Source organism: Actinacidiphila sp. bgisy160, from assembly GCF_057707815.1.
This window is the reverse complement of the sequence record NZ_JBYIQW010000042.1, coordinates 20,667-45,957: the sequence shown is the minus strand read 5'-3', so window position 1 is coordinate 45,957 and position 25,291 is coordinate 20,667. Positions and strand designations below refer to the sequence as shown.

Below are 25,291 nucleotides of genomic sequence, written 5' to 3'. Positions count from 1 at the left end.
CCTCACCGCAGCGTCGGTACGGCGCCGCCCTCCACCCGGGTCACCTCGACGCCGGACAGGCCGCGGCTCCACGCGGCGGTGATCCCGGCGAGGCCGGCCGCGTCGGGCGGGGCGGGGCCGAGGCCGACGGCGTAGTGGGCGGAACGAGGGCCGGTACGGAAGGGCCGGGGCCAGGCGTGGACGCCGCCGGTGCCGGCGTCCTCCAGCGCGGTGAGGAGCGCGCGGACGCGGCCCCGGACCCGGCCGAGGGTGTCCTCGAACTCCGCTTCCGTCGCGCCGTGGACGGCCAGCACCACCCAGGCCGCGTGCCGGCGGTGGAGCGGTGGCGGGGCGGTGAGGGCCGGCCGGGCAGCGGCGCCCGTGCCGGCCGCGGCATCCAGCAGTTCCCACGCGCGATAGAGCTCCTGGGCGAGCAGGTCGCGGCCGGCCGGGCCGACCTGCTCGGTGCAAGGACGGACGGGCTCGGTGGGGGTGGCGATGGAGACCGCGGGGCCCGATTGCCCGGCGGCGCCCACCGGTTGACGCCAGTCCCAGGCGGCCCAGGTGGCGAAGAAGTGCCGGAGCAGCTCGGCCCCGGCCAGGCCCGGGGCGTCGTGGACGGTGCGGGCGGCGAGCAGCGCCCAGGCCAGGCCGGGCAGGCCGCCGAAGGGCGCGCAGTCCAGGCCGCGCGCCCTGGCCCAGGCTTTGACGTCGCGGGCGAGAACCGCGAAACGGTCGTGGTCACCGGCGAGTCCGAGGATCGCGTCGGCATCGCTGACGGCGCTCAGCGCCACGGCGGCGGCCTCGCCGAGTTCGGCGCGGCAGGGCACTGCCTCGGCTGGGTCGTGGCCTCCGGTGGCGACGACGACGAGGTCGACGTCGAGACCGCCGACGCGGAAGCGCAGTCCCGGCACACGGGCGCCGGTCACCTCCCGTACACGGGTGGCCTCCGGCAGCGCGGCCGTCACCTTGTCCCGGACCGCCGCCGTGTCGGCGGTGCCCGGCAGCGCCGCGACGAGGTCGAGGTCGGCGCCGGGCAGTGCGCAGCCCATGCGGCGGGAGCCGGCGACATGGACCACACCGTCGTCCAGGGCGGCGGCCACGCGCCGGGCGGTCTCCTCCGCGTGCGGGAGGTCATCGGGGGTGTCGGCGGTGTCGGCGGTGTCGGCGGTGTCGGGCACCCAGCGCAGCTCCCCCGTGCCGAGTGCGACCGTGGCCCGGACCCCCATCGGTTCGTCCCCGCGCCGGGAGAGCAGGACGAGTTCGCCGACCTGTGCCGTCGTCCCGCGAAGCCGGGCCGCGCAATCGGCGGCGACCCGCAGCGGGTCCCGGGTGCGGCCGAGCGACAGATGCGGGGTGTAGCCCTCGGCGCGGCCCCGGCAGCGGGGGAAGCGGCGGGCGAGGGCGTGCTGGAGGACCGCCCAGGAGGTGCCGCCGTCGGCAGCCGGGTCGAGCCAGACGGTGGCGTCCTCGCGGCGCCCGAAGGTGTGCACCCCGTCCAGGCGGGCGGTGAAGGGACGGACGCCTGCCGCGGCCTCGGACAGCAGGCGTGCGGCACGCTCGAAGGCGGCCTCCGGCACGAACCCGAAGAGCAGGTTGACGTGCGGCGGCCAGCGGTGGATCTGCGGATCGTGCTCGCGGCGGACGGCCTGGATCGCGGGCCACAGCTCGTCCGGGGGCAGCCAGGCCACGGCGGTGCGCACGGTGGGCGGCAGGCCGAGGGCGCCTTCGGCCTCGGCCTGCGCGCCGGCGGCGAGGCAGAGGGTGACTTCCACACCGTAGTGGTCGGAGACGAACAGGCCCTCCTGCGTCGGGGTGTCGCCGCGCAGGGCGGCACCGGTGACGCGGGGTCCGCCCTCCCGCAGCAGGACGCGGTCGAGCCGGGAGGCACGGCCGCTGAGCGAGGAGACCGCCGCCAGCGGATTGACGGCCGGGTCGAAGGTGGGGGTGCGGTCGTGCGGCCCGTGCGCCTCGGTCCAGGCGTCGCGCAGGCCGAGGGCGAGCGACGGCCCGTCGCCTCCGTCGTTGAAGTCTCCGAGCAGCAGCAGGTCGCCCTCGACACCGGCGAGTCCCTCCGCGAGCCGGGCGAGTTCGACCTGCCTGCGGGCCGGACCGTCGTCGCAGTGGTCGCTGCTGAGGTGGGTGGCGGCGACCACGAGCGGTCCGGCGGACGTTTCGACGGTGATCGCGGCGACGGCCTTGTGCGGACCGAGGGCGTGCTGGGCGGCCTCCCGTACGGGCAGCCGGCTGAGCAGCAGCACCCCGGTGTCGTCGGTGTCGCGTCCGGCCGGGTCGGTGCCGAGGGTGTAGCGGGAGCGCACCCAGTCGGCCCGCAGCAGCGTGTCGAGCAGCGCGGGCTCGACCTCCTGGAGGGCGATGACGTCGGCGTCCGCCTCCTCCAGGGCGCGCAGCAGCAGGGGGCGGCGGCGGGCGGTGTCGATGCGGTGGCTGTCGTAGCGGTCCCACAGGGTGTTCCAGGTCAGGACGCGCAGCCGGCCGCCGTCGGCCGTTCCCGCCCGGCCGGGCGGGACCTGCTCGGCGGGCCGCCAGCGGTGCCCGTCCTCGTCCCAGGCGTGCGGGACGCGGGCCGTGAAGAACGGCGGCCGCAGCAGGCGAGGATCGCGGACGCGCCCGGCGTCGGTGGCGTCGATGCGGTCGGTGCCGGTGGCCCGGTCCCAGACCAGCTCTCCGTCCGCCTCGACGAACAGCACGCGGTGCCAGGGGATCTCGCCGCCGGGCACGAAGGCGGGCAGCGGGACCCGCTTGGGGGCGGCCCCGCGCTGGTGGACGCCGATCACGAAGCGCGCCGGGTCGAACCGGGCGTCCCAGCGGACGCGGTGGTAGATCTCCTCGCTGGTGCGCATGTCAGGCCTCCTGTCCGGGCGCGGCGCCGCCGAGCGAGCCGTCGGTGTCCTCGACGGTGCCGCCCGCGCCGACGTACCAGGTGCGGTGGGCCTCGCCGGGGTACGGCGGGGCGAACCGGCGGGCCTGCGCGGTCAGCACCGCGGCCGGCACCGGGTGGGCGCGGTCCGCGTTGCGCCGGGCCAGCTCCTCCTCGTCGACCAGGGTCACCACGTGCGTGACCAGGGCGTCGCGGCGGCGGGCCACCGCGTGCACCAGGGAGCGCTGGTGCGGGTTGAGTGACGTCGCGTCCCACACCACCGTCGCACGCCCGGTCAGGGCGCTGTCGAGCCGGCGCAGCCCCTCGCGCAGGACGTCGGCGTTGGCCCGCTGGTCGGCGCGGGAGCCGCGGGCGAGGCGCAGGTCGTCGAGAGCGATGCGGACGGCGGTGCCGGGCAGGGTGCCGGCGAAGGTGCTCTTGCCGCTGCCCGCGGGCCCCGTCAGGTGGATCAGGCGGGGGAACTGCGCGGAACGCCGGCGCCAGGTGGTGGCGACGGCCTCCTCTGCGCCCGCGATCCGGCCCGCGGCGTACCCGGCGCGGGCCTCCGCCCAGCAGCGGTCGGCGGCTTCGGTGTCCAGCCCGGCGAGAGCCGCGCGCAGTCCGTGGCGAAGGGAGCCGAACGGGTCGGGGCCGAGCAGGCCGGCCTCCTCGGCGAGCAGGGCCGACCATTCGGTCTGCTCGCGGGACTCGGCGTCGGGCGCCGCCGCGGCCGCCACGGCGTGCAGGACGCCGAGGTCTGCGGCGAGCGCCATGCGGGCGAGACCGGCCACGCGGTCCTCGTCGGGGTACGGGCGCTGCAGCGCCGGGTGGAGTCCGGCCAGGTCGGCCACGCGCCGGGCCTGCGGCATGCCGAGCGGTCCGGCGAGGCGGGCCGCCAGTCGGGCCCGGGGGATGTCGTGCAGCAGGGCGGCGAGCACCCCTGCGAGCCGGGCGTCCCCGGTGCGGCGAAGGACGTCCAGCCGGCCGGATACCTCGGCGGCGCGCTCCGCGGCCCCGGGGCCGGCGACGTCGAGCCCCACCGCGGCGGCGAGCGCGCCGGCGTCGGGAGCCGCGCCGGAGCGCACCGCCCACAGCGCGGCGGCCGGGCCCAGCCCGTTCTCGACGACGGGGGCGTGCATCCAGTGGGTGCCGGTCGTCACATGACCGGTGCGTACCCACTTGGCGACATGGCGGCCGAACTCCTCGTGACGGAAGCCGTCGACGGTACGGACGACGTAGCCCTCCTGGCGTGCGGTGTCCAGGCGCAGTGCGCGCAGCGCGCGTTCGTCGTACCTACCGCGCCACAGCACGGGTGGCACCGGGATACCGAGCCCCCGCAGGAATCGGACCGTGCGGTCCCAGTCCAGGCACCGGTCGCCGTCCCAGACGGAGAAGCCGTAGAACCAGCTGTCCAGTTGCTCGTAGCCGAGGGAGTGGCGGGCGTGCAGATTCTCGCCGCAAACGCGCAGGCCGGGCCGCAGAAGGGGGCCGATCCGCCCCTGGAGCGCCTTGACCCATGCCCGGGAGGGGTGGTGGGCCGAGTCGGGCGACCGGGCGTGCGTCCCGTCCCGGTGAAGCGTGGTGTTCTCGCCGTCGAGTTTCTCGGTGACGACGACCTCGCGGCCCCGGAGCGCGCCGGGGTCCCCGGCGCGTATGTCGTCCGGCGTGGCCCCGGGCGACCAGGGCAGGTGCGGCGTGCGTGGATAGTGCGTGCGCATGATGCCGGATTCCCCCGTGACGATGTGGTGCGCGCCCACTGTAGGAGCGGGGGAGCCGGCAAGCCACCGATTAATCGGGGCGCGCCACCAGGGAGGAGTGAATTCCGGGAAAACGAACGGTTAATGCGCGGCATCCCAATTCCCGATACATATTACCCAATTAATTTGGTGCTAAGTTCTGCCCGTGAACGATTCCGGCTTCCTCACGCTCAACAGGCTGCTCCCCCTGCCGACGCGTCGTCGGACCCTCCGGCCGGCGCTTTGGGGCGGGGTGATCACGGCCGTCGTCCTGCTCGGCTATTCGACGGTGACTTCGGGCATGAACGGGGACCTCAGGTACGTCCTCGCCTGCCTGCGCAGCGCGAGGGGCGGGGGATTCTCGGCATCGGACACCTTTGTGCACCGGCCACTCTTCTACCGCTGGTTCGTCGCCGGTCTCGACTCACTCACCTTCGGGTCGACCGCGAACCGCGAGATGATCATCCGCATCGTGGCCGTCCTGCTCTGCGTGGCGACCGGACTGGCCCTGCGAGCGGCGCTGGCCCGCCGGATCCCGCTGCGCGACGCGACGCTCACGGCGGCGGCGGTGGCTCTGGCGCTGGCCTTCGCCCCGAGGATCGACTTCCTGCAGCCCGAGTGGACGGCGACCCTGCTGTCGGTTCTGGCGATCGCCGCGGCCCTCGGCATCGAACGGCCGTGGCCGGCGGCCGCCGTGGCGGCGGTGCCGCTGGGCCTGGCGGTCTTGATGAAGTACTCCACCGCGGCCACCGCCCTGATGGCACTGCTGCTGCTCTTCGCCGTCGACCGGATGCGTGCGGTGCGGCTCGGCCTCGTCACGGGCGTCTCCTCGGTGGTGCTCTTCGGGATCAGCGTCCTGGCCGGCTCCCGGGAGTTGCAGTGGGCCAGGGACATGCCCAAGATCAACCAGGGCGCCCTCACCCGCAAGGGACTCCACCCCTCCTTCCTGCTCGACAAGTCCGCGTCCTTCCTCGTGGACCGGGCCTACCTCAGCCCCGTCGTCGCACTGCTCCCGGCGGCGCTGCTGCTGTTGCTGCTGTCCCGCCAGGAGGACCGCCGCCGGCGCGCCGAACTGGCCGCGTTGGCCGGCCTGATCGTCCTCGTGTGCGTAGCCGCGGTCGCGGTGCAGGGCAACTGGTTCGGCTACCACGCCGCCTCCCTCCCGGTGGGCGCCGCCGCGCTGTGGGGCCTCGCGGTCGCCTCCTGGTACCGGGCGTACGGCAGGCCACCGCTGTTCTTCACCGCGGTCACGGCGGTCTACGCGGCCTTCGTGCCGTTCGCCGAGCAGTCCCCGCACGCCGTGCAGGGTGTCGCCGCCGGCTGGGCGGCCGCCCTCGTCGCGCTGCTCGCCGCGACGGCAGACCTCCTGTTCGCCCCCAGGCCCGCCGTCCGCCCGGCCCGCCCCGGCCGGTTCGCGGCCGCCGCCGTCGCGCTCTCCGCGGTCGCCGGGGTCTTCTGCCTGGCCGCCGCGGTCTGGCCCGGCTCGCCGCAGCTGATGAACGCCGGCCGCGTCGTCTACGGCAACGGTTCCTTCGCCGCGCGGTCCGGCCAGACCGCGCTGGAGGCCGCCGAGGTCAACCGGCAGATCCCGCACGGTGCGCCCGTCCTCTACCTGGCCTTCGGCGACGTGGCGTACTACGTCGGTCATCCGACACCGTGCCGCTACCCCGTGCCGACGTTCCTGCAGCGCACCAAGTTCCTCCCGGACGTCGACAAGCTGCCGTCCTACAAGGAGAACCTCCGCTGCGTCACCGAGGACCCGGCCCCCTACGCGGTCCTGCAGCGCTCCTGGTTCCAGCTCGGCAACGTCGACAAGACCATGGCGGCCACGATCGAGGCCACCTACGAGTGCCCGCCCCTGAACGGCAACCCCCGCACCCCGGTGGTCTGCCGCCTGCGCTAGGCACCCGGCTCCCCGCCCCGCCCCCGGGGCCGCAAAATGCGTGGTGGGCTCGGGGGCGGGGCGGAATGATGGGCGGGTGACGTTCCTGGAGGTCGCCTGCGACGAGTCCGGCTCGGACGGCGAGAACCTGATCGGCGGGAACACGGACGTCTTCGCGCACGCGGGTGTGTGCGTCGCCGGCGAGGCCGCGGCCCGGGCGCTGGCGGAGGTGCGCGAGCGGATCCGCTCGCCCGCCGAGGAGTACAAGGCGAACCATCTGCTGCGAGACAAGCACCGGGCGGTGCTGGAGTGGTTCCTGGGGCCCGCGGGGCCGTTGGGCGGCGCCGCCTCGGTGCACCTGGTCGACAAGGCGTGGTTCGTGGTCGTGGCGGTCGTCGATGTGCTGGCCACGGGGCCGTCCGCGGCCGCCCTGGCGACCACGTTGTACCGCGAGGGACGCCGCACCGTGGACGCGGCGCGGTGGCGGGAGTTCCTCCGCGCCGCCAACGAGCTGGTGCGGACCAGGAACCACGAGGCGGGGGTGACACCCGTCGACCCGTTCCACCGCGCACTGGGGGCGCTGGATCCCGCGGACGGCGCCGCCGGCGCCCTTTCCGGGGTCGTCGAGGTGCTGCGGCGGGCCAGGCCGCGGGCGGAGGCGTTCCGGGCGCGGCTCGCGGCGGCCCCGGAGGCGGTGGATCCGCTGGACCCGCTCTTCCCCGCGCTGGAGCGGACGATAGCGCGCTGGAGCGAGGGCGGGGCACGGGTGCACGTCGTGCACGACCGGCAGAACTCGCTCACCGAGGAGCGGATCGCGCGGCTCGGGGCGTCCCTGGCACCGGACCGGCGGCCGGCGGGGCTGCGGCTGGCCGAGTCGCGCCACGACCCGCGGATCCAGCTCGCCGACTTCCTCGCCGGGGTGGCGCGGAAGCTGGCCTCGGACGAGCTGGCGGGCCGCGGCGACCCGGTGCTGATCGGTCTGCTGCGCCCCTACGTGGATCCGCTCTCGGTGTGGGGCGACGACCGCAGCTGGTCGCGGCTGGGGCCCGGCTCTTGCCCGGCCGGGCCCCAGCCGCCGGCGGCTCAGCTCGCGCCGATGAGCTTCGTGACGCGGTGCGCCAGCGCGATGGAGTAGCTCTGCCCGCGGTCCTGCGGGTAGATCTGCGCCATGGTGGCGAGCGTGACCCGGCTCATGTGGGTCCGGTGCTCCGGGATGAGCGAGCGGTACTCGGGGGTCACGACCGGCTGGGCGAAGGGAGCACGGGAGAAGTGCCACTCCTGGATCCACGAGCGCTCGAACTCCGGATTGAGCCGCTGCAGGTACGGGATGTACCGGTCCAGCAGCTCCGCGGGGGCGGTGGTGAACCGCCAGTCGTCCCGCGGCACGTAGTTGCCGACGTAGAGGAGGTGGCGGCCGCCGTACTCCGCGCGGTCGACCATCCGCGTGTGCTCCACGACGGCCAGGAAGGGGAAGTCCGGGTCGTTGATGTTGAGCCAGTAGTACGGGATCACGCTGCGGTCGAGCTCGAGCACGAAGCAGGTGGCGCCGAGGTACTGGTTGCGCCACACCGTGTCGTCGGAGGGGACGTCCGCGGCCTTGGCGAAGACGGGCTGCGGGACGGTGACGACGAGCTGGTCGAAGTCGTAGGACGCGCCGTCGCCAGTGGTGACGGTGACCTGCTCGGCACCCTCGGGCTGACGGATGGTCTCCACCTTCTTGCCAAACTCGACCTTGCCGCCGCGGGCGGCGACGGCGTCGCGCAGCGCGGCGTACACGCGCTCGAAGCCGCCGTGCACGTAGCCGAGTTCGAAGGTCCGGCAGTGCACGCGGGCCCACAGCCAGGCCATCGAGACCTCGTCGGCGCGGTCGCCGAACTTGCCGCGCAGCAGCGGCTCCCAGATGGTCTCGGTGGCCTTGCGGCCGGCCCGGCGGCGCAGCCAGTCCAGAGCGGTGAGGTCGTTGTAGCGCTCACCGCTGCGGACGGCCTTGAGCAGCGCGGAGGAGGCCCCGAAGCGCACGCCGTCGAGCAGCGAGAAGGAGGGGAAGCGCAGCATCTCCAGCGGGGTGCTGAAGGGGTGCAGCGTGCCGTCCCGGAAGACGCCGGTGGTGGGCTTGTGGAAGCGCAGGTCGCCGCCGAGGCCGAGCTCCTCGATGAGCTCGATGATGTCCCGGTCGCTGCGGAAGATGTGGTGGTAGTACCGCTCCAGCGGGACGCCCCCGACGGGGATCGACGCCGCGAGCCCGCCCAGCTCGTCGGCCGCCTCGAGCACCGTGACCTGGTGTCCGGCCTTGACCGCGTCGTACGCGGCGGTCAGGCCGGTCGCACCGGCACCGATGATGCCGAGATTCATCCGAAACTCCACTTTCTGTTGAGCACGAACTGGGTGGCCAGCACCAGGGGCAGCGAGCCCGCCTTGACGACGTTGGCGTCGATGCCGAGCCAGCTGGTGAAGATCTGGAACAGCACGTAGGTGAGGGCGATGCCGGTGAGGCCGACCGCGTAGAAGCGCAGGAAGCGCACGAACACCCGGTCCCGCTTGTCGAACGTGAAGATCGCGTTCAGCACGAAGTTGTTGGTGATGCCGAGGCTCGTGCTGATGACGTTGGCGACCTGCTCGTCGAGGCCGAGCACGTTGAAGAGCAGCAGGAAGGACACGAGGTCGAGGGCGACACCGCTGCCGCCGACCAGCGCGTAGCGGATCAGCTGCCGCAGGTCCCCCCGCCGGTCGGGACGCGCCGGAGCCGGGGCCGCGGTGTCCGCGCCCCCGGCCGCCTCAGTCGCCGTCATGCCCGAGGACCTCGCGGACGATGTACAGCGGCCGGTCCTGGGCCTCGCTGTATATGCGCCCTATGTAGCTGCCGAGCACGCCGATGGCGAGCATCTGGGTGCCGCCGAGGAACAGGGTGACGACCATGAGCATGGTCCAGCCGGACACCGTGATGTCGGGCCGGAAGATCTTCATGCCCAGCGCGTACAGGATGCCGAGGAGGGAGAAGGCGAGCACGAGGAAGCCCAGCCGGCTGATCAGCCGCAGCGGGACGGTGGAGAAGCTCGTGACGCCGTCGATGGCCAGGCGCGCCATCTTCCGCAGCGGGTACTTGGTCTCCCCCGCGAAACGCTCGTCGCGGTCGAACTGGACCTCGGTCTGCCGGAACCCCATCGAGGCGACCATGCCGCGCACGAAGCGGCTGCGCTCGCGGAAGCGGCGCAGCTCGTCGGCCGCCCGCCGGTCCAGGAGCCGGAAGTCGCCGGTGTCCAGCGGGATGTCCACCTCGGCCCAGCTGCGCAGGATGCGGTAGAACGCGTGCGCGGTGGTGCGCTTGAAGATCGTGTCACGCCGGGTGCGGCGGCGCGCGTGGACGATCTCGGCACCGGCGCGCCAGGCGTCGACCAGCTCCAGGCTGATCTTCGGCGGGTCCTGGAGGTCGGTGTCCATGATGATGACGGCGTCGCCCTTGGCCTCGTCCAGGCCGGCGGTGATGGCGATCTGATGGCCGAAGTTGCGGGCGAAGTCGACCACGCGCACACGGCGGTCGTTCTTCGCCAGGTCCCTGAGGATGGTCAGGGAGTCGTCGGCGGAGCCGTCGTTGACATACACGATCTCGTAGCGGAATTCCGGCCGCCCGGCGAGGGCCTTGACCAGCTCCTCGTGGAAATGGCGGATGCCGTCCTGCTCGTTGTACACGGGGAGGACGTACGAGATCAGTGCCGTTCCGCCCGATTCCGTCGCCGGCCGGCGGGCGACGGCGTTCGCGAATTCAGCGGTCTGCGTGGTCACCGTCGGTCCTCCGCACCGTGCACTGCGCGCACATGGGGATTCTCAAACATTTGGCAAACCTATGGATCGACTCTTAATCGAAGGCGAACAAAGCCTTTCCGGGACGACGCACCGAGTTGACGGCAGGGCGGCGCTCCGGTCACGGAATCACCGGTTCCGAATGGGGATGCGGGGAATTCCGGCCACCGCCGCTTCCGTCCTCGCGCGAACGGCCTGGAGTGGGCGGCCGTGGGTCAGCACTGCCGGAGGAAGGCGGCCTCGCCGCAGGGCCGGCAGGGCCGACCGCGCGTGGCTCAGCTCGCCCCGCCGGGGCGGCGGCGCAGCAGATAGGTGTCCATGATCCAGCCTTTGCGTTCCCGGGCCTCGGTGCGGGCCCTGAGGATGCGTTCCGAGGTCTCGGCGAGCGGGCCGGAGATGAGGATCTCGTCCTCGGTGCCGAGATAGGCGCCGTAGTGGATGTCCACGCCCTCCGGGTCGATCCCGGCGAAGGCGGCGCGGCCGTCGAGCATGACCACCACGTCGTCGGCGTCCTCGGGGAAGCCCTCGGACAGACGGCGGCCGGTGGTGATCTGCAGGGGGCGGCCGACCCGGGTGAGGGTGAGGCGGTGGCGGGCCGCGAGCGCGGAGACGCTGCTGATGCCGGGGACGACCTCGTGGGTGAAGGAACCGGGCCGGCGGGCGAGGACCTCCTCGACGACGGCGATCACGCTGTCGTACAGGGAGGGGTCACCCCAGACCAGGAAGGCGCCGGTCTCGCCGGGGCGGAGGTGGGCGTCGAGGAGTCCGGCCACCAGGTCGGCGCGGCGGCGACGCCAGTCCTCGACGGCCTCCGCGTAGCCGGGTGCGCTGCGGTCGCGCTCGGCGTCGGGGACCTCGACGAGACGGTGGCCGGGGCGGGCGTGCTCGTCCAGCATCCGGCGGCGCAGGCGGATCAGGTCCTGGCGCTCCTCCGGTTTCCCGAGGACGAGGAAGACGTCCGTACGGCCGATCGCCTTGACCGCCTGAAGGGTGAGGTGTTCGGGATCGCCCGCGCCGATGCCGATGACGAGGATGTGTCGCATGCGGTGATTGTGCCCTGCGGTGTGCCCGTGACGGCCATCGCGGCAACTGTTCCCAGGACGTCCTGTGATGTCCCTCACGCTGGATTGGGTGGTTACGGTGCGACTTAGTAGCCGGCCTTCGCGCGGCATATAACCTCCATCCGCAACGGAATGGGACATAATTCGCCCACGGGGCGACGGCATTCGATCCGTACGGCGTCATGGGCTGCCCCGGGGCGGGGTACGCGTTCTGAGTGCCCATCAGGTCTCCTCCGGACCTCGGATGCGGTGGCGCGGCACGCTCACACGCCAGTGGCATGAGGCGTCGCGGCTACGAGTCCGCGTAGTACCGATCTTTCATTGCCCGATGTTCGGGACGGTCCACACAATGGCCGGGCCCGCCAGCCGTCACGGCAGCTCAGGCGGGTTGTGAACACGCACGCCGACCCCTCGAGTGAGGTCACGCAATGACGAAGCACCGCCGGACGAAGCGATTCCGGAAGATAACCGTCGCCGCCCTCGCCGTCGCCGCCGTGGGTGTGCCCTCGGTGGCCATGGCCTGCGTCGGTGGCCAGCAGGGTCCGCGGTACGACCGGTCCCAGGGCCAGGGCCAGGGCCGCTGGAACCACGGCTCGTGGGCCGGGTCCTGGAACGGGTCCGCGGGCGGGTCCGGCAACGGGGCGTGGACGCAGGGCGGCCAGTGGGGCGGGAAGCCGTCCTGGGCACCGTCCACCGCTCCCTCGGCCCCCGCCTCCGCGCCGTCGTCCGCGCCGTCCTCGGCGCCCTCGTCGGCACCGTCCGCCGCGCCGGCCTCCCCGGGCGCGGGCTCCGGCGCCACGCTGACGGGTGCCTCGGCCACCGTGCTCGACCTGGTGAACAAGGAGCGGGCCAAGGCCGGCTGCACGGCCCTGAAGGTCAACGCCAAGCTGAACGAGGCCGCGCAGGACCACAGCAAGGACATGGCCTCGCACCGGAGCATGTCGCACACCGGATCCGACGGTTCGTCCCCCGCCGACCGCATCTCCTCGGTGGGCTACAACTGGAGCAGCTACGGCGAGAACGTGGCCTACGGCTACTCCTCGGCGTCCAGCGTGATGAGTGCCTGGATGGCCAGCCCGGACCACAAGCGGAACATACTGGACTGCTCCTTCAAAGAGATAGGGATCGCGCTGGCACAGCCCGGCAACTACTGGACGCAGGACTTCGGCGCCGCGCGCTGAGGCAGAACGCCGGGAGGCCCGGCCGCCCCCGTGGCGGCCGGACCTCCCGGCGTGTGCGCGGTGGGCTCAGCGCAGGCCGCGGCCGAGCGCGTTGATCAGTTCACCGCCCGCGGTGTCCCCGCTCAGCTCCCAGAAGAAGGCGCCGCCGAGGCCCTGCCTCTTCACCCAGGCCGCCTTGCCGCGGAGGGTGAGCGGGGTGTCGTAGCTCCACCACTCCTGGCCGCAGCGGGCGTACGCGGTGCCGGCGACCACGCGCGTGGCCGGGCAGCGGGTCTTGAGCACCTTGTAGTCCTCGCTGCCCGGCTCCCAGGTGCCGGGGGCGGGTCCCGTGGCGTCGCCGCCGGGCGCGGTCTGCGTCACCCCGGTCCAGCCGCGGCCGTAGAAGCCGAGGCCGAGCAGGAGTTTGCGGGCCGGGATGCCGAGGCCGCGCAGCTTGTGGACGGTCGCCGCCGCGTTGGCGCCCTTCGCCGGGATCCCGCGGTAGGAGGTGAGCGGCGAGTGGGGGGCGGTCGGGCCGGTGGCCGACCAGGTGCCGAAGTAGTCGTAGGTCATCGCGTTGTACCAGTCGACGTACTTCGCGGCGCCCGCGTAGTCGGCGGCGTCGATCTTGCCGCCGTCGGAGGCGTCGGCGGTGATGGCGGCGGTGACCAGGTTCTTCTTGCCGAAGCGGTGGCGCACCGCGGCCATCAGGTCCGTGTAGGCGGTCGGGCCGCTGGTGTCGCAGGACATGCCGCAGGCGTTGGGGTACTCCCAGTCGATGTCGATGCCGTCGAAGACGTCGGCCCAGCGCGGGTCCTCGACGAGGTCGTAGCAGGAGTCGGCGAACGCCTCCGGGTCGGCCGCAGCCTGCGTGAAGCCGGGCGACCAGCTCCAGCCGCCGAAGCTCCAGAGGACCTTGATGTGCGGGTACTTCTTCTTCAGCTTGCGCAACTGGTTGAAGTTGCCGTGCAGCGCGCCTTCCTCGGTGCCGTCGGCGACGCCGTCCACGCTGCCGGCCGCGTCGTAGGGCTTCTGGTAGTCCGCCCAGGCGTCGCCGACGGCGCACTTGCCGTCCGTCACGTTGCCGAAGGCGTAGTTGATGTGGGTGAGCCGGGACGCGGCGCCCGAGGTGACGATGTTCTTGACGTGGTAGTCCCGGGCATAGACGCCCCAGTCGATGAAGTAGCCGACGACTTTCGACGTGCCCGCCGGGGCGTGCGGGGCGTGGTGGCCGTGGGACACCGCGGCAGCCGGCTGGGCCGCGGCGGGGCCGGTGACCAGGCTCGCGGTGAGCAGCGCCGTGCCGGCGGCGACGAGGCCGACCAGGGCTCTGCGGAACCGTGATCCCTGCGGTCTGGGCATGGAGTCACCTCTGGTGAGGAAGCGGTCGTGAGCGCGCGTGGGTGCGAGGACACCCTAGAAGGACTAGACCAATAAGGTCAATGGTCTGCACCAATACGGAAGTCCCCGCTTTCCGAGCGCTCATGACCGGCCGTCAGAGAGGCATCGGCGTCCAGGACCAGCGGTGGGTGCCCGGGCCGACCCGGTACGCCGGCAGGGTGAACGGCGGGCCCGGCTGCGGCGGGGACGACGGTCCTGCGTGGGGGTTCCCTTCCGGGGGTGGCCGGTTCGCGGTGGGGCGTGAGTCCGCCGGTGCCCCCACCCGCGCGCGGCCGTCCAGGCGGGCGGCCGTGGAGCCGGGCGTTCCGCCGCGGGCACGGGCCGGGCCTCGGTGAGGGTCTCCGTCCGGCCGGTGACGGTGAGGTGCCCTGGCCCGGGGGTGGGTTCGCCGGTCGTCGTGGGGCGGTGGGGGCCGCGGCGGCGAGCTGGGCTGGGACGTCGCCGGGGGTCTCCCGGCGGAAGCGGGGCCGGGCCCACGGCCGTCGGCTCGGGGTGGCAGCCGGGCAGCGCGTTCGGGAGGGCACGGACGGGGTGCGCACGCGGGCCGGAGTGCCCCGTGCGGGCGCGGCCCGCCCGCACGGGTCCGGCCCGAACAGGTCAGGACGGCGTCCGGGACCTGTTCGGGCGGAGGGATCCGGCTATGCGCACGGGGTGAGGCGCAGGGTGAGGATCTGGAACGGCCGCAGCGCCACCCGGATCCCTCCGTCGGGCCCGAGCTGCGCGCTCTCCCCCTCCAGCGGGCGTTCCAGCAGGTCGGTCACGCGCACCCGCTCCACCGGGAACGAGGCGCGCAGGGTGGTGGTGGCGCGGCCGCCGAGCGACTCGTACAGCCGGACGACCACGTCGCCGGAGCGGTCGTCGGCGAGCTTGACCGCCTCGATCGCGGCCCGCGTGCCGTCGAGCGTCACCAGGGGCGCGGCCGGTGCGGCGTCCACGGCCCCGGCGGTGACGCGCAGCGGCAGGTTGAGCTCGTAGCCGCCCGCCACCGCGTCCTCCACGGCCGCACCGGGGAGCAGCGCGTACGTCAGGCGGTGCGTGCCCTGGTCGGCGTGCGGGTCGGGCACGCGGGGCGCCCGGACGAGGCTGAGCCGCAGCGTGGTGGTGGTGCCGCCGTCCTCGCGTGAGGTGCGGCCGACATCGTGGCCGTAGGTCGAGTCGTTGAGCACGGCCACGCCGTAGCCGGGCTCCGCGACGTGCACCCAGCGGTGGCAGAAGACCTCGAACCGGGCCGCGTCCCAGCTGGTGTTGGTGTGCGTGGGCCGGAAGACGTGCCCGAACTGGATCTCGGCGGCGCTGCGGTCGGCGTGCACGTCCAGCGGGAAGGCCGCCTTGAGGATCTTCTCGCTCTCGTGCCAGTCGATCTCCGTCTCGAAGTCGATCCGCGGGCTGCCCGCGCGCAGCCGTACGGTCTGCGCGAGGCGGGAGCCGCCGAAGGACCGCTCGACGCGGAGGGCACCGACCAGCGGGCCCTCCTCCACGACGGTGATCGCGTCGACGGCCGTCAGGTCCGTGTACTGCCGCCGGTAGTGCCGGTCGATGTCCCAGGCGTCCCACTGGTTGGGCAGGTCGGTGTGGAGGCGCAGCAGGTTGCCGCGCTCGCCCGGGGCCAGCACCTCGCGGCCCGCGGTCAGGTCGAACACCGAGATCAGCAGCCCGTCGTCGTCGAGTTCGACGCGGACCAGCCCGTTGTCCAGGACGCGCTCGGTGACGGTCACCGTGCCGCCCGGCTCGGCCGCCACGAGGGGCCCCGCGCCCGAGGCGGGCAGCTGGGCGAAGACCGCCACCCGGCCGTCGGCGAGGGGCTGGACCCCGGCTCCGTCCGGCGCCGCCGGCACGGCGACGACCTCGGCCCGGGGCCGCGGGGAGGTGTTGAACACCCAGGGGGCCGACGGCCCGGTGCCGGGGTCGCCGGCCACCACCGCGGCGGCGCCGGCGATGATCGCCTCCAGCTCCTCCTTCAGGCGGGCGTAGGTCGCCTCCGCCTCGCGGTGCACCCAGGCGATGGAGGAACCCGGCAGGATGTCGTGGAACTGGTGGAGCAGGACCGTCTTCCACAGCCGGTCCAGGTCTTCGTACGGGTACGCGTACGAGGGGTCGCGCGTCGCGGCGGTGGCGGCCCACAACTCGGCCTCGCGCAGCAGGTGCTCGCCGCGCCGGTTGCCGGACTTGGTGCGCGCCTGGCTGGTGTAGGTGGCGCGGTGCAGCTCCAGGTAGAGCTCGCCGGACCACACCGGGGCGTCCTCGTACTCGGCCCGGGCCTCGCGGAAGAAGGTGTCCGGGTCCTGGACGACGACCTTGGGCGAGCCCTCCAGGTCGCGCAGGCGCCGGGCCTTCTCCAGCATCTCCCGGGTGGGGCCGCCCCCGCCGTCGCCGTGGCCGAAGGGGACCAGGGAACGCGTGCCGCCCCCCTTGTCGGCGTAGTTGCGCACGGCGTGGGCCATCTCCTCGCCGGAGAACACCGCGTTGTAGGTGTCGACCGGGGGGAAGTGCGTGAAGATGCGGGTGCCGTCGATACCCTCCCACCAGAAGGTGTGGTGCGGCATCTTGTTCGTCTGGTTCCACGAGATCTTCTGCGTGAGGAACCACTCCATCCCGGCCAGCCGGGCGAGCTGCGGGTAGGCGCCGGTGTAGCCGAAGGAGTCGGGCAGCCACACCCCCCGGCACTCGACGCCGAACTCCTCGGCGAAGAAGCGCTTGCCGTGGATCAGCTGGCGGGCCATCGCCTCGCCGCCCGGCAGGTTGCCGTCGGCCTCGACCCACATGCCGCCGACCGGCACCCAGTTGCCGGCCTTCGCCGCCTCCTGCATGCGGCGGTACACCTCGGGGTTGCGCTCCTTGACCCAGGCGTACTGCTGGGCCTGGGAGCAGGCGAAGACCAGCTCCGGGTAGTCGGCGGCGAGCGCGGTGACGTTGGAGAAGGTGCGGGCGGTCTTGCGCTTGGTCTCACGCAGCGGCCACAGCCACGCGCTGTCGATGTGGGCGTGGCCGACCGCGGACAGCGTGTGCGCGCTGGCGTGAGCGGGCCGGGACAGCACCCCGGCGAGTTCGGCACGGGCCGCGGCGGCGGTGCCGGCGACGTCGGCGATGTCGAGGGCGTCGAGCATCCGTTCCAGGGCGCGCAGCAGTTCGTGGCGGCGCGGCTCGTGTGTGGACAGCTCGCGCATCAGCTCGCCGGCGACCTCGATGTCCAGGACGAGGTGCCACACGTCCTCGTCGAGCACGGCGAGGTCGGCGCGGGCCATCGTGTACAACGGGTCCGCGGGCGCGGTGAGCCGGTCGCCGAGCGGTGTCGGCAGGAAGCCCTTGGCGAGGATGTCGGGGTTGGCGGCGGCCTCCAGCAGCAGTTCCACCGGTTCGCCGCCGGCCGCGGGGTTCGCGACGGGCACGTACTGGTTGCGCGGCTCGATGCCCTTGACCGGGGTGCCTGAGGCGTCGTGGACCAGGGCCTCGGCCTGGCCGCCGGGCCAGTCGCCGATGAAGCCGAGGTCGAAGACGGCCTCCACACGGCGGCCGGCCCACTCGGCGGGGACGGTCCCCCGGGCACGTATCCAGCTGGTCGACCAGGGGGTGCCCCAGCGGTCGCCGGTCGCGAAGGGCACGTACTCGGCGGCCAGCGCCTCGCCCACGGGTACGGGCTCGCCGTCCACGTGCCACGCGGTGAGCGTCAGCGGCACCGACGCGGCGTACACCGCGGGGCGGATGCGCTGTTCGAGGACGCGGTCGAGGCGCGCCTCGACCTGCTTGCGGTCGTCGTGCATGGTGCTGGTCCCCTCAGTCCCGGAGGTAGGCGAGTCCGGGTACGTGCTTGCGGTAGCCGTCGAGCAGGCGCTGGGCGACGGCGACGGAGTCGACGAGCGGGTGCAGCGCGAAGGCGCGCAGGGCGGCGGCCCGGTCGCCGGTGGTGGCGGCGGTGATGACGTCGCGCTCGACGGCCTTGACGGCGGTGACCAGGCCGGCGGCGTGGCCGGGCAGCGGGTCGCCGACGATGGGGCGGGCGCCGTTGGCGTCCACGTGGCAGGGCACCTCGACGACGGCCTCGGCGTCGAGCGGCTCGAGGGCGCGGCGGTTGCGGACGTTGAGGATCAGCGTGGCGCGCTCGTCCAGGGCGATGGCCCGCATCAGGGCGAGGGCGACCTTCTCGTAGCCGCCGGACTCCAGGTCGCACGAGTCGCGCTCGCCGGCGCCCGCGGCCTCCCGGACGTCGGCGCCATAGGTGGTCTCGCGCTCCAGGCGGGTGGCGTCCCAGGCGGCGAAGGGCTCGGTGCCCGGGGCGCGCATCTTCTCGTAGAAGCGCTGCTGCTGCTCCAGGAGGAAGGCGCCGCGGGTGTGCTCGGCGTCGCGCGCGGCGGCGACCACCTCGCGGTTGGAGTAGTAGTAGTTCAGGTACTCGTTGGGTACCGAGCCGAGGGTGCGCAGCCAGTCGGCGCCGAAGAGCTTGCCCTCCTCGAAGGAGGTGAGCGCCGCCTCGTCGGCGAGCAGGCGCGGCAGCAGGTCGACGCCGTCGACGCGCACCGCCCGCAGCCAGCCGAGGTGGTTCAGGCCCGCGTAGTCGAACCAGGCCCGGCCGGGGTCGATGCCGAGGGCGCGCGCCACGCGCCTGCCGAGGCCGACGGGCGAGTCGCAGATGCCGATGACGCGGTCGCCGAGGTGGTGGGACATGGCCTCGGTGACCAGGCCGGCGGGGTTGGTGAAGTTGATGACCCAGGCGTCGGGGGCGAGCCGCGCGATGCGGCGGGCGATGTCGACGGCGACCGGGACGGTGCGCAGCCCGTAGGCGATGCCGCCGGGGCCGACCGTCTCCTGGCCGAGTACGCCCTCGTCGAGGGCGACCCGCTCGTCGACGACGCGTCCGGCGAGACCGCCGACGCGGATCGCGGAGAACACGAAGTCGGCGCCGGTGACGGCATCGTCGAGATCGGTCGTGACGGTGACCTCGGGCGCGTCGGGGTGGCCCTGCGCCTGTTCCCGCAGGACCCGGACGATGGCGTCCAGGCGCGCGGGGTCCAGGTCGTGCAGGGTCACGTGGGTGACGCGGCCCTCCGCGCGGTCCTCCAGCAGGGCGCGGTAGACCAGCGGGACGCGGAACCCGCCGCCGCCGAGAATCGTGAGCCTCATACCTCGACCACCTCCACCCCCGCCTCGCGCAGCGAGGTCCGGGTCGTCGCGTCCGCCGGGGCGTTGGTCACCACGACGTCGATGTCCTCGGGCCCGCACACCCGGGCCATGCCGGTGCCGGGGAACTTCCCGGCGTCCGCCACGAGCACCACCTGGTCGCTCGCCGCGATCATGGCCCGTTTGACGGGCACCTCCACGGCGGTCGTGTCCAGTATCTGCCCGCCCGGACGGATGCCGCTGGTGCCCAGGACCAGCCGGTCGGCCCGGACCTGGCGAAGGTTGTCCTCGGTGAGGAAGCCGACCAGCGAGCGGTACTCGCGGCGCACGACCCCGCCGAGCAGCACCAGTTGCACGTCCTTCTCGTCCTGCAGTTCCTCGTAGACCGCGAGGTTGCTGGTGATCACCGTGAGCGAGCGGCCCCGCAGGTGCCGGGCAACCCGCAGGGCGGTCGTCCCGATGTCCAGCAGGACGGTCTCGCCGTCCTGGATGATCTCGGCGCAGCGGACGGCGATGGCGTCCTTGGCCTCGACACGGACCGCGGCGACGTCGGGGAACGGATCGTCCTCGCCGGTCAGCGGGACCGCGCCGCCGTAGACCCGCTTCAGCAGGCCCTCGTCCTCGAGCTGGATGAGGTCGCGGCGGATCGTGGCCTGGCTGGCGCCGATCCGCTCGGCCAGCACGCTCACCGAGGTGGGGCCGTCCGACCGCAGCGCGCGGAGGATCAGCTCATGTCGTCGGTCGGGGAGCATGCCACGAACCCTACCCGGACTCTGTGCAAAGTCAATCAAAGTCGAGCAAGTTTGTGATTGACCCTTGTCAAACCACTGCACAGCATGCGAGCTCTTGCCTACGTCAGGCCGGGCGTCCCCCCGTCCGGGCCTGGACCGGGGGGACACACGCCGGCAGCACCCGGGAGGAGGCAGCCGATGTCTTCCTGTCCGGGCTGCTCTTCTTCGACCTGGGGTCCACCGGGCTCCCCACGCCGCCCACCCCGGGCGCCGAGGTGTGGACCAGGGATTTCATCGCGGGCGCGACCGAGGGCGCCGTCCGCGGCTGACCCGCCGCGAACACCCGGGCGCCGCGGCCGGCCGCGGCGCCCGGCGTCCGACCGGGAGCGCCTCCGCCAGGCCGTCAGCCCGTGCGCACCGTGACGACGCCGGTCCGGGTGGTCGCGGTGATCCGGTGCGGCGACGAGGGGTCGGCCGGCACGCTCACCTCCCGCATCCCGACGTCGGCCGTGGCATGGACGTCGTAGGAGCGGCCCGCGGGCACGGTGACCGTGACCGCGCCGTTCCCGGTGCCGGCGTCGACCTCCTTCGGCGCTGCCGTGAACGCCGCCTCCACCGTGCCGTTCGCGCTCTTGAGGGTGGCCTCCCGGGCGCCCAGTGAGGCACCCCTGACGCCGCCGTTGCGCGTCGTGAGGTCCACCGGCCCGGTGACGCCCTCCACGTCGACGTCGCCGTTGTCGAGTCTGACGGTGACCGGCATGGCGGCGGGGACCGTCACCGTGTAGTCGACCCTGCAGGGGCTGCTGTCCCCGCAGCCGGAGCCGACCAGTTCCAGGGTCCCGTCCTCCACGCGGTGACGGGTGGTGGGCTTCACGGCGCCGTACTCCAGCGTCTCCACCACCGACACCGGCCCGCTGCCCGCGGTGACGCGGACGGTGCCGTTCACATTGCGCACGCTCAGCGCCCTGGCGCCGGATACCTCGTACGCGTGCGGCGAGGGCGAGGAGGGCGCGCCACCGCCGGCGTCCGCGCTCGCTCCGGTGCCCGCGCCGGGCACGGACGCCGACCCGGGAGCCGGGCCCGCGGGCCGTGCCCGCTCGCCACCGCCCGAGTCGCAGGAGGCGAGGAACCCACCCGCCACGAGGGCGAGCACTGCCGCCCCGACACGCCAACTCTTCACCACGGCCTTCTCCTTGCCCGTCGTCACCCTCCCTCCCCTGGGGAGCATATCGCCGCGAACACGGCATTCCCGATCCTCCGTCGGGGTGACTGGCCCGCCCGGCCGGGGGTACGCGCGCATCCATCGGGAGCGTCGCACCGGGTGCGGCGAACGGGTGGCGCGCCGACGTCCTCGCCGGCCGTCACCGCGGGGCCGGCTCAGTGGCCGCCACGACGGCGGCGATGGTCATCGCCGAGTGGCCGTGGCCCGCGCTGTTCCGGGTGGTGTGGCCGGGCGGCTCCACACGGCACGACCGGGCCCCGCTCACGGCGCTCGGCTTCATGCTGTCGATCGCCGGGGCGCCGCCCGCGCCGGCCGCGGGCGGCGCCTCGTGGGGGTCGCCTGCCGGTCGTCCGCCGGCCGGTCTACCGGCCGGGCCAGGTCCAGTCGGCGACCTCGGGCAGGTCCGTGCCGTGCTCGCGGATCCACGCGTGGTGCCGCAGCCGGGCGTCATCCATCAACTGCCTTACCGGTGCGGCTCGCACCGCGAGCCCCGGCACGCGGTCGATGACGTCCATGACCAGCCGGAAGCGGTCGAGGTCGTTGCGGACGACCATGTCGAAGGGCGTGGTCGTGGTGCCGATCTCCTTGTAGCCGCGGATATGCAGGTGGGCGTGCCCGGCACGGCGGTAGGCGAGGCGGTGGATGAGCCACGGGTAGCCGTGGTACGCGAAGATCACCGGCTTGTCCCGGGTGAAGAGCGCGTCGTAGTCCGGGTCCGCCATGCCGTGCGGGTGCTCCTCCCTGGGCAGCAGCCGGGCCAGGTCGACCACGTTGACCACCCGTACGGCCAGCGCGGGCAGGTGACGGCGGATCAGTGACACGGCGGCCAGCACCTCCTGGGTGGGGACGTCCCCCGCGCAGGCGAGGACGACATCGGGGTCGCGGTTGCCGTCCTCGGTGCCCGCCCACTGCCACACGCCGGCGCCGCGGGCGCAGTGGGCGCGGGCGGCGTCGAGGTCGAGCCAGTCGAAGCAGGGCTGCTTGCCGGCGACGACGACGTTGACGTAGTCACGGCTGTGCAGCACGTGCTCGGCGGTGGACAGCAGGGTGTTGGCGTCCGGCGGCAGGTAGACCCGCACGACCTCGGGCGCCTTGTTGAGGATGTGGTCGATGAAGCCGGGGTCCTGGTGGGAGAAGCCGTTGTGGTCCTGCCGCCACACGTGCGAGGTCAGCAGGTAGTTCAAGGAGGCGATGGGCCTGCGCCAGGCCAGTTTCCGGGTGGTGCGCAGCCACTTGACGTGCTGGTTGACCATCGAGTCGACGATGTGGACGAAGGCCTCGTAGCAGGAGAACAGCCCGTGCCTGCCGGTGAGGAGATAGCCCTCCAGCCAGCCCTGGCAGGTGTGCTCGGACAGGATCTCCATGACGCGGCCGTGCCGGTCGAGGTGTTCGTCGACGGGGAGGACCTCGGCCTGCCAGGCCTTGCCGCTGGCCTCGTAGACCGCCTGGAGCCGGTTGGAGGCGGTCTCGTCGGGACCGACGAGCCGGAAGTCGCGGCGTCCGGCGGTGTCGGCCATGACGCCTTCCAGCAGGCCGCCGAGGATCCGGGTGGGCTCGTGCAACGTCACGCCCGGCTTGTCGACCTCGACGGCGAACCGCTCCAGGGGCGGTACGGGCAGGTCGCGCAGGAGCAGCCCGCCGTTGGCGTACGGGGTGGCGCCGAGCCGCAGGTCGCCGTCGGGGACGCAGGCCAGCACCTGCGCGGTGGGCGAGCCGTCCTCGTCGAACAGTTCCTGCGGCCGGTACGAGCGCATCCACTCCTCGAGCTGCCGCAGGTGCTGGGGGTTGTCGCGGACCGCGGCCATCGGCACCTGGTGCGCGCGCCAGGTGCCCTCCACGGGCAGGCCGTCGACCTCGGCCGGGCCGGTCCACCCCTTGGGCGTGCGCAGTACGATCACCGGCCAGCGCGGGTGCCCGCGCTCACCGCCCTCGCGCGCGGCGGCCTGGATCTGCGCGATGCGGTCCAGGGCGGTGTCCATCGTCTCGGCCATCGCGGCGTGCACGGCCATCGGGTCGTCCCCGGTGACGTGCAGCGGCTCGTGGCCGTAGCCGCGCAGCAGTTCGTCGAGCTCGCTCTCCGGGATCCGGGCGAGCACGGTGGGATTGGCGATCTTGTAGCCGTTCAGATGCAGGACCGGCAGGACGGCCCCGTCGTGGACGGGGTCGAGGAACTTGTTGGAGTGCCAGGACGCGGCGAGCGGCCCGGTCTCGGCCTCGCCGTCGCCGATCACGCAGGTCACCACGAGTTCGGGGTGGTCGAAGGCGGCACCGTAGGCGTGCGAGAGCGAGTAGCCCAGCTCACCGCCCTCGTGGATCGAGCCGGGGGTCTCCGGCGCGACGTGGCTCGGCACGCCCCCGGGGAAGGAGAACTGCCGGAACAGCCGGTCCATGCCCGTCGCGTCACGGGGGACGTCCGGGTAGGTCTGCGAGTACGTACCCTCCAGCCACGAGTTCGCCAGGACGGCGGGCCCGCCGTGCCCCGGCCCCCAGACGGCGAGTTCCCGCTGCCCACGGGCCTTGATCACCCGGTTGAGGTGGGTGTACACGAGGTTCAGGCCGGGTGAGGTGCCCCAGTGGCCGAGCAGCCGTGGTTTCACGTGTTCGGGGCGGAGCGGTTCGGCCAGGAGCGGATTGCCCATCAGGTAGATCTGGCCGACTGCCAGGTAGTTCGCGGCGCGCCAATGGGCGTCGAGGGCACGGAGCTCCTCGTCGTGCATGGCTTCCTCCGAAACGTCGGGTACGGGAGACCTCTCCTTCCCAGACTCGGCATTTGCGATGACGGTCCGCTAGGGCCGGATGGGGCCTCTTCCGGTGCCCGGACGCCGACGGGGGTGTTCGGCACGGGGCCTGATCTGGAGCGCGCGTGCCGCAGGAGGCGACAGGGAAGATCGCGGATTGAGCGGATCCGGGCGAACAGGACCGCTTTCGGGGCATCCCCGGCGCGGCCCGCCGAACTCGGGGACGAGTCGGGGCGGGGCCTGCTGCTGGTGGAGGCCCTGGCCACGGGGTGGGGCACCCGGCCGTCCAACGAGGGCAAGACGGTCTGGTTCACCCTCCGGCTGCCGCAGGGGTGACGCTCCGTCCGGCACCGCGGGCCGCCTCGGCCACCTCGACGAAGTGCGGGTTGTGCATCACGCCGAGCAGGTTGCCGAAGGGGTCGAGGACCGCGCCCGCGACGAAGCCGTGGCCGTGGTCGCGCGGTGCCTCCTGTGGGCGGGCGCCCAGGGAGAGCAGGCGTTCCCAGGTCGCCTGGACGTCGTCGACGTGCCAGTAGGCCACGACGCCGGCGGGCGCGGAGGCCGTGCGGGAGACGCCCAGCTCCTGGCTGTGGTCGCCGAGACGGAACTCGATGTAGTCCGGGGTGTCGAAGTAGGGCTCGATGCGCAGCAGTTCGGTGTACCAAGCCTTCGCGGCCGCGAGGTCCCCGGCGTGGTAGCGAATGGTGGCCAGGCCACGGAATGTTGTCGTCATGCCGTCATGCTCGCGTGGATCGCGGCCCGTTCCGGTCCGCATTGCGCGGGCCGGGGCCCGGACGGCGGTGCGAGCCCGGTCGCGGCCGCGCGCCGCCGGTCCCGGCCCGCGGCCCGTCCGTAGCATCGGGTCCATGGCAACCCTGTGGGAGCTCATGCGCGACTGCATCCCCGACGACCACGCCCGCCAGGTCACGTCGCGCTTCTACCTCGACCAGGCCATGTCCTGCGCCCACGCACCGGACCGGGTGGTGGACCTCGGCTGCGGCCGCGGCACGTCGGCCGCGCTCTTCCGCCGGCACAACCCCAAGGTGCGCTGGGTGGGGGTCGACATCAGGGACTCCCCCGAGGCACGGCAGCGCACGGCCGGCGGGGAAGCGGTCCTCCACTACGACGGCGTCCGGCTGCCCTTCCGCACCGGCGCCGTCCCGCTGATCTACTCGCACCAGGTGTTCGAGCACGTCTCCCGGCCGAGGGAGCTGCTGGCCGAGATCGGCCGGGTGTTGCGGCCGGGCGCGGTCTTCATCGGCAGTACCTCGCAGTTCGAGCCCTACCACTCCTTCAGCCTCTGGAACTACACGCCGTACGGCTTCCGGGTGCTGGTCGAGGAGGCCGGGCTCGCCCTGGAGGAGATCCGGCCCTCGCTGGACGGGGTGACCCTCATCATGCGCTCGTACCACGGCAGGCCGCCCGAGTACGGCCGGTACTGGGACGAGGCGTCGCCGCTGAACGCCGAGATCGACACCTGGGCGCAGCGGACGAAGCGGGGCGCCGCCCTGGCGAACCTCCGCAAGCTCACCTACTGCGGGCAGTTCGCCTTCCGCGTCCGCAAGCCGGCCGCCGCCACCGCCTGACGCC

17 protein-coding genes are annotated in these 25,291 nt (G+C 73.3%); 4 read left to right on the top strand and 13 right to left on the bottom strand.

Features of this window, described 5'->3' with window-relative positions; all coding sequences use genetic code 11:
* Positions 1-2 precede the first annotated feature (2 nt).
* Together AC3EUJ_RS27210 and AC3EUJ_RS27205 are read right to left on the bottom strand one after the other, a co-directional pair.
* Positions 3-2,843, bottom strand: a complete 2,841-nt coding sequence (locus AC3EUJ_RS27210; protein ID WP_431965804.1) for a poly(A) polymerase — start codon at positions 2,841-2,843, stop codon at positions 3-5.
* 1 nt (position 2,844) lies between these two features.
* Entirely contained in the window at positions 2,845-4,578 is a 1,734-nt protein-coding gene (locus AC3EUJ_RS27205) for an RNA ligase family protein (protein WP_431965802.1), read from the bottom strand.
* A 184-nt stretch (positions 4,579-4,762) separates the two neighbouring features.
* On the opposite strand from AC3EUJ_RS27205, the gene AC3EUJ_RS27200 reads away from it, so the two are divergent.
* Together AC3EUJ_RS27200 and AC3EUJ_RS27195 are read left to right on the top strand one after the other, a co-directional pair.
* Positions 4,763-6,499, top strand: coding sequence for a hypothetical protein (locus tag AC3EUJ_RS27200; RefSeq protein ID WP_431965800.1), 1,737 nt, complete (start codon positions 4,763-4,765; stop codon positions 6,497-6,499).
* A gap of 76 nt (positions 6,500-6,575) precedes the next feature.
* A complete protein-coding gene (locus AC3EUJ_RS27195) occupies positions 6,576-7,613 on the top strand; it encodes a hypothetical protein (RefSeq protein ID WP_431965798.1) in 1,038 nt (345 codons plus the stop codon).
* On the opposite strand, the gene AC3EUJ_RS27190 is transcribed toward AC3EUJ_RS27195, so the two are convergent.
* From AC3EUJ_RS27190 to cobF, 4 genes are all read right to left on the bottom strand, one after another.
* Entirely contained in the window at positions 7,562-8,830 is a 1,269-nt protein-coding gene (locus AC3EUJ_RS27190; RefSeq protein ID WP_431965797.1) for an NAD(P)/FAD-dependent oxidoreductase, read from the bottom strand. The genes AC3EUJ_RS27195 and AC3EUJ_RS27190 overlap by 52 nt on opposite strands.
* On the bottom strand, positions 8,827-9,267 hold the full coding sequence (locus tag AC3EUJ_RS27185) for a GtrA family protein (protein ID WP_431965795.1): 441 nt from the start codon (positions 9,265-9,267) through the stop codon (positions 8,827-8,829). Before AC3EUJ_RS27185 ends, AC3EUJ_RS27190 begins: the two co-directional genes overlap by 4 nt.
* Positions 9,254-10,258, bottom strand: a complete 1,005-nt coding sequence (locus AC3EUJ_RS27180) for a glycosyltransferase family 2 protein (RefSeq protein WP_431965793.1) — start codon at positions 10,256-10,258, stop codon at positions 9,254-9,256. Before AC3EUJ_RS27180 ends, AC3EUJ_RS27185 begins: the two co-directional genes overlap by 14 nt.
* A gap of 293 nt (positions 10,259-10,551) precedes the next feature.
* Positions 10,552-11,319, bottom strand: coding sequence for a precorrin-6A synthase (deacetylating) (gene cobF, locus AC3EUJ_RS27175; protein ID WP_431965791.1), 768 nt, complete (start codon positions 11,317-11,319; stop codon positions 10,552-10,554).
* Positions 11,320-11,765: 446 nt separating this feature from the next.
* On the opposite strand from cobF, the gene AC3EUJ_RS27170 reads away from it, so the two are divergent.
* Entirely contained in the window at positions 11,766-12,518 is a 753-nt protein-coding gene (locus tag AC3EUJ_RS27170) for a CAP domain-containing protein (RefSeq protein ID WP_431965789.1), read from the top strand.
* A gap of 66 nt (positions 12,519-12,584) precedes the next feature.
* Here the strand turns inward: AC3EUJ_RS27170 and AC3EUJ_RS27165 are convergent, their stop codons facing one another.
* The 7 genes from AC3EUJ_RS27165 to AC3EUJ_RS27135 form a co-directional block, all read right to left on the bottom strand.
* Complete coding sequence (locus AC3EUJ_RS27165) at positions 12,585-13,859, bottom strand: glycoside hydrolase family 18 protein (protein WP_431965787.1); 1,275 nt, start codon at positions 13,857-13,859, stop codon at positions 12,585-12,587.
* 677 nt (positions 13,860-14,536) lie between these two features.
* Entirely contained in the window at positions 14,537-17,656 is a 3,120-nt protein-coding gene (locus AC3EUJ_RS27160; protein ID WP_431965785.1) for an alpha-mannosidase, read from the bottom strand.
* 13 nt (positions 17,657-17,669) lie between these two features.
* Positions 17,670-19,013, bottom strand: a complete 1,344-nt coding sequence (locus AC3EUJ_RS27155) for a 6-phospho-beta-glucosidase (protein ID WP_431965783.1) — start codon at positions 19,011-19,013, stop codon at positions 17,670-17,672.
* Positions 19,010-19,762, bottom strand: coding sequence for a DeoR/GlpR family DNA-binding transcription regulator (locus AC3EUJ_RS27150; protein ID WP_431965781.1), 753 nt, complete (start codon positions 19,760-19,762; stop codon positions 19,010-19,012). The genes AC3EUJ_RS27155 and AC3EUJ_RS27150 overlap by 4 nt, the downstream gene beginning before the upstream one ends.
* 382 nt (positions 19,763-20,144) lie before the next feature.
* Positions 20,145-20,948 carry a DUF4097 family beta strand repeat-containing protein gene (locus AC3EUJ_RS27145; protein WP_431965779.1) on the bottom strand — a complete coding sequence of 268 codons (804 nt, stop codon included), beginning with the start codon at positions 20,946-20,948 and terminating at the stop codon, positions 20,145-20,147.
* Between the two features lie 377 nt (positions 20,949-21,325).
* Complete coding sequence (locus AC3EUJ_RS27140; protein WP_431965846.1) at positions 21,326-23,740, bottom strand: phosphoketolase family protein; 2,415 nt, start codon at positions 23,738-23,740, stop codon at positions 21,326-21,328.
* 271 nt (positions 23,741-24,011) lie between these two features.
* Positions 24,012-24,434 carry a VOC family protein gene (locus AC3EUJ_RS27135; protein ID WP_431965777.1) on the bottom strand — a complete coding sequence of 141 codons (423 nt, stop codon included), beginning with the start codon at positions 24,432-24,434 and terminating at the stop codon, positions 24,012-24,014.
* A 133-nt stretch (positions 24,435-24,567) separates the two neighbouring features.
* Between AC3EUJ_RS27135 and AC3EUJ_RS27130 the strand changes: the two genes are divergently transcribed.
* Positions 24,568-25,287 carry a class I SAM-dependent methyltransferase gene (locus AC3EUJ_RS27130; protein ID WP_431965775.1) on the top strand — a complete coding sequence of 240 codons (720 nt, stop codon included), beginning with the start codon at positions 24,568-24,570 and terminating at the stop codon, positions 25,285-25,287.
* The last annotated feature ends 4 nt before the right edge of the window (positions 25,288-25,291 follow it).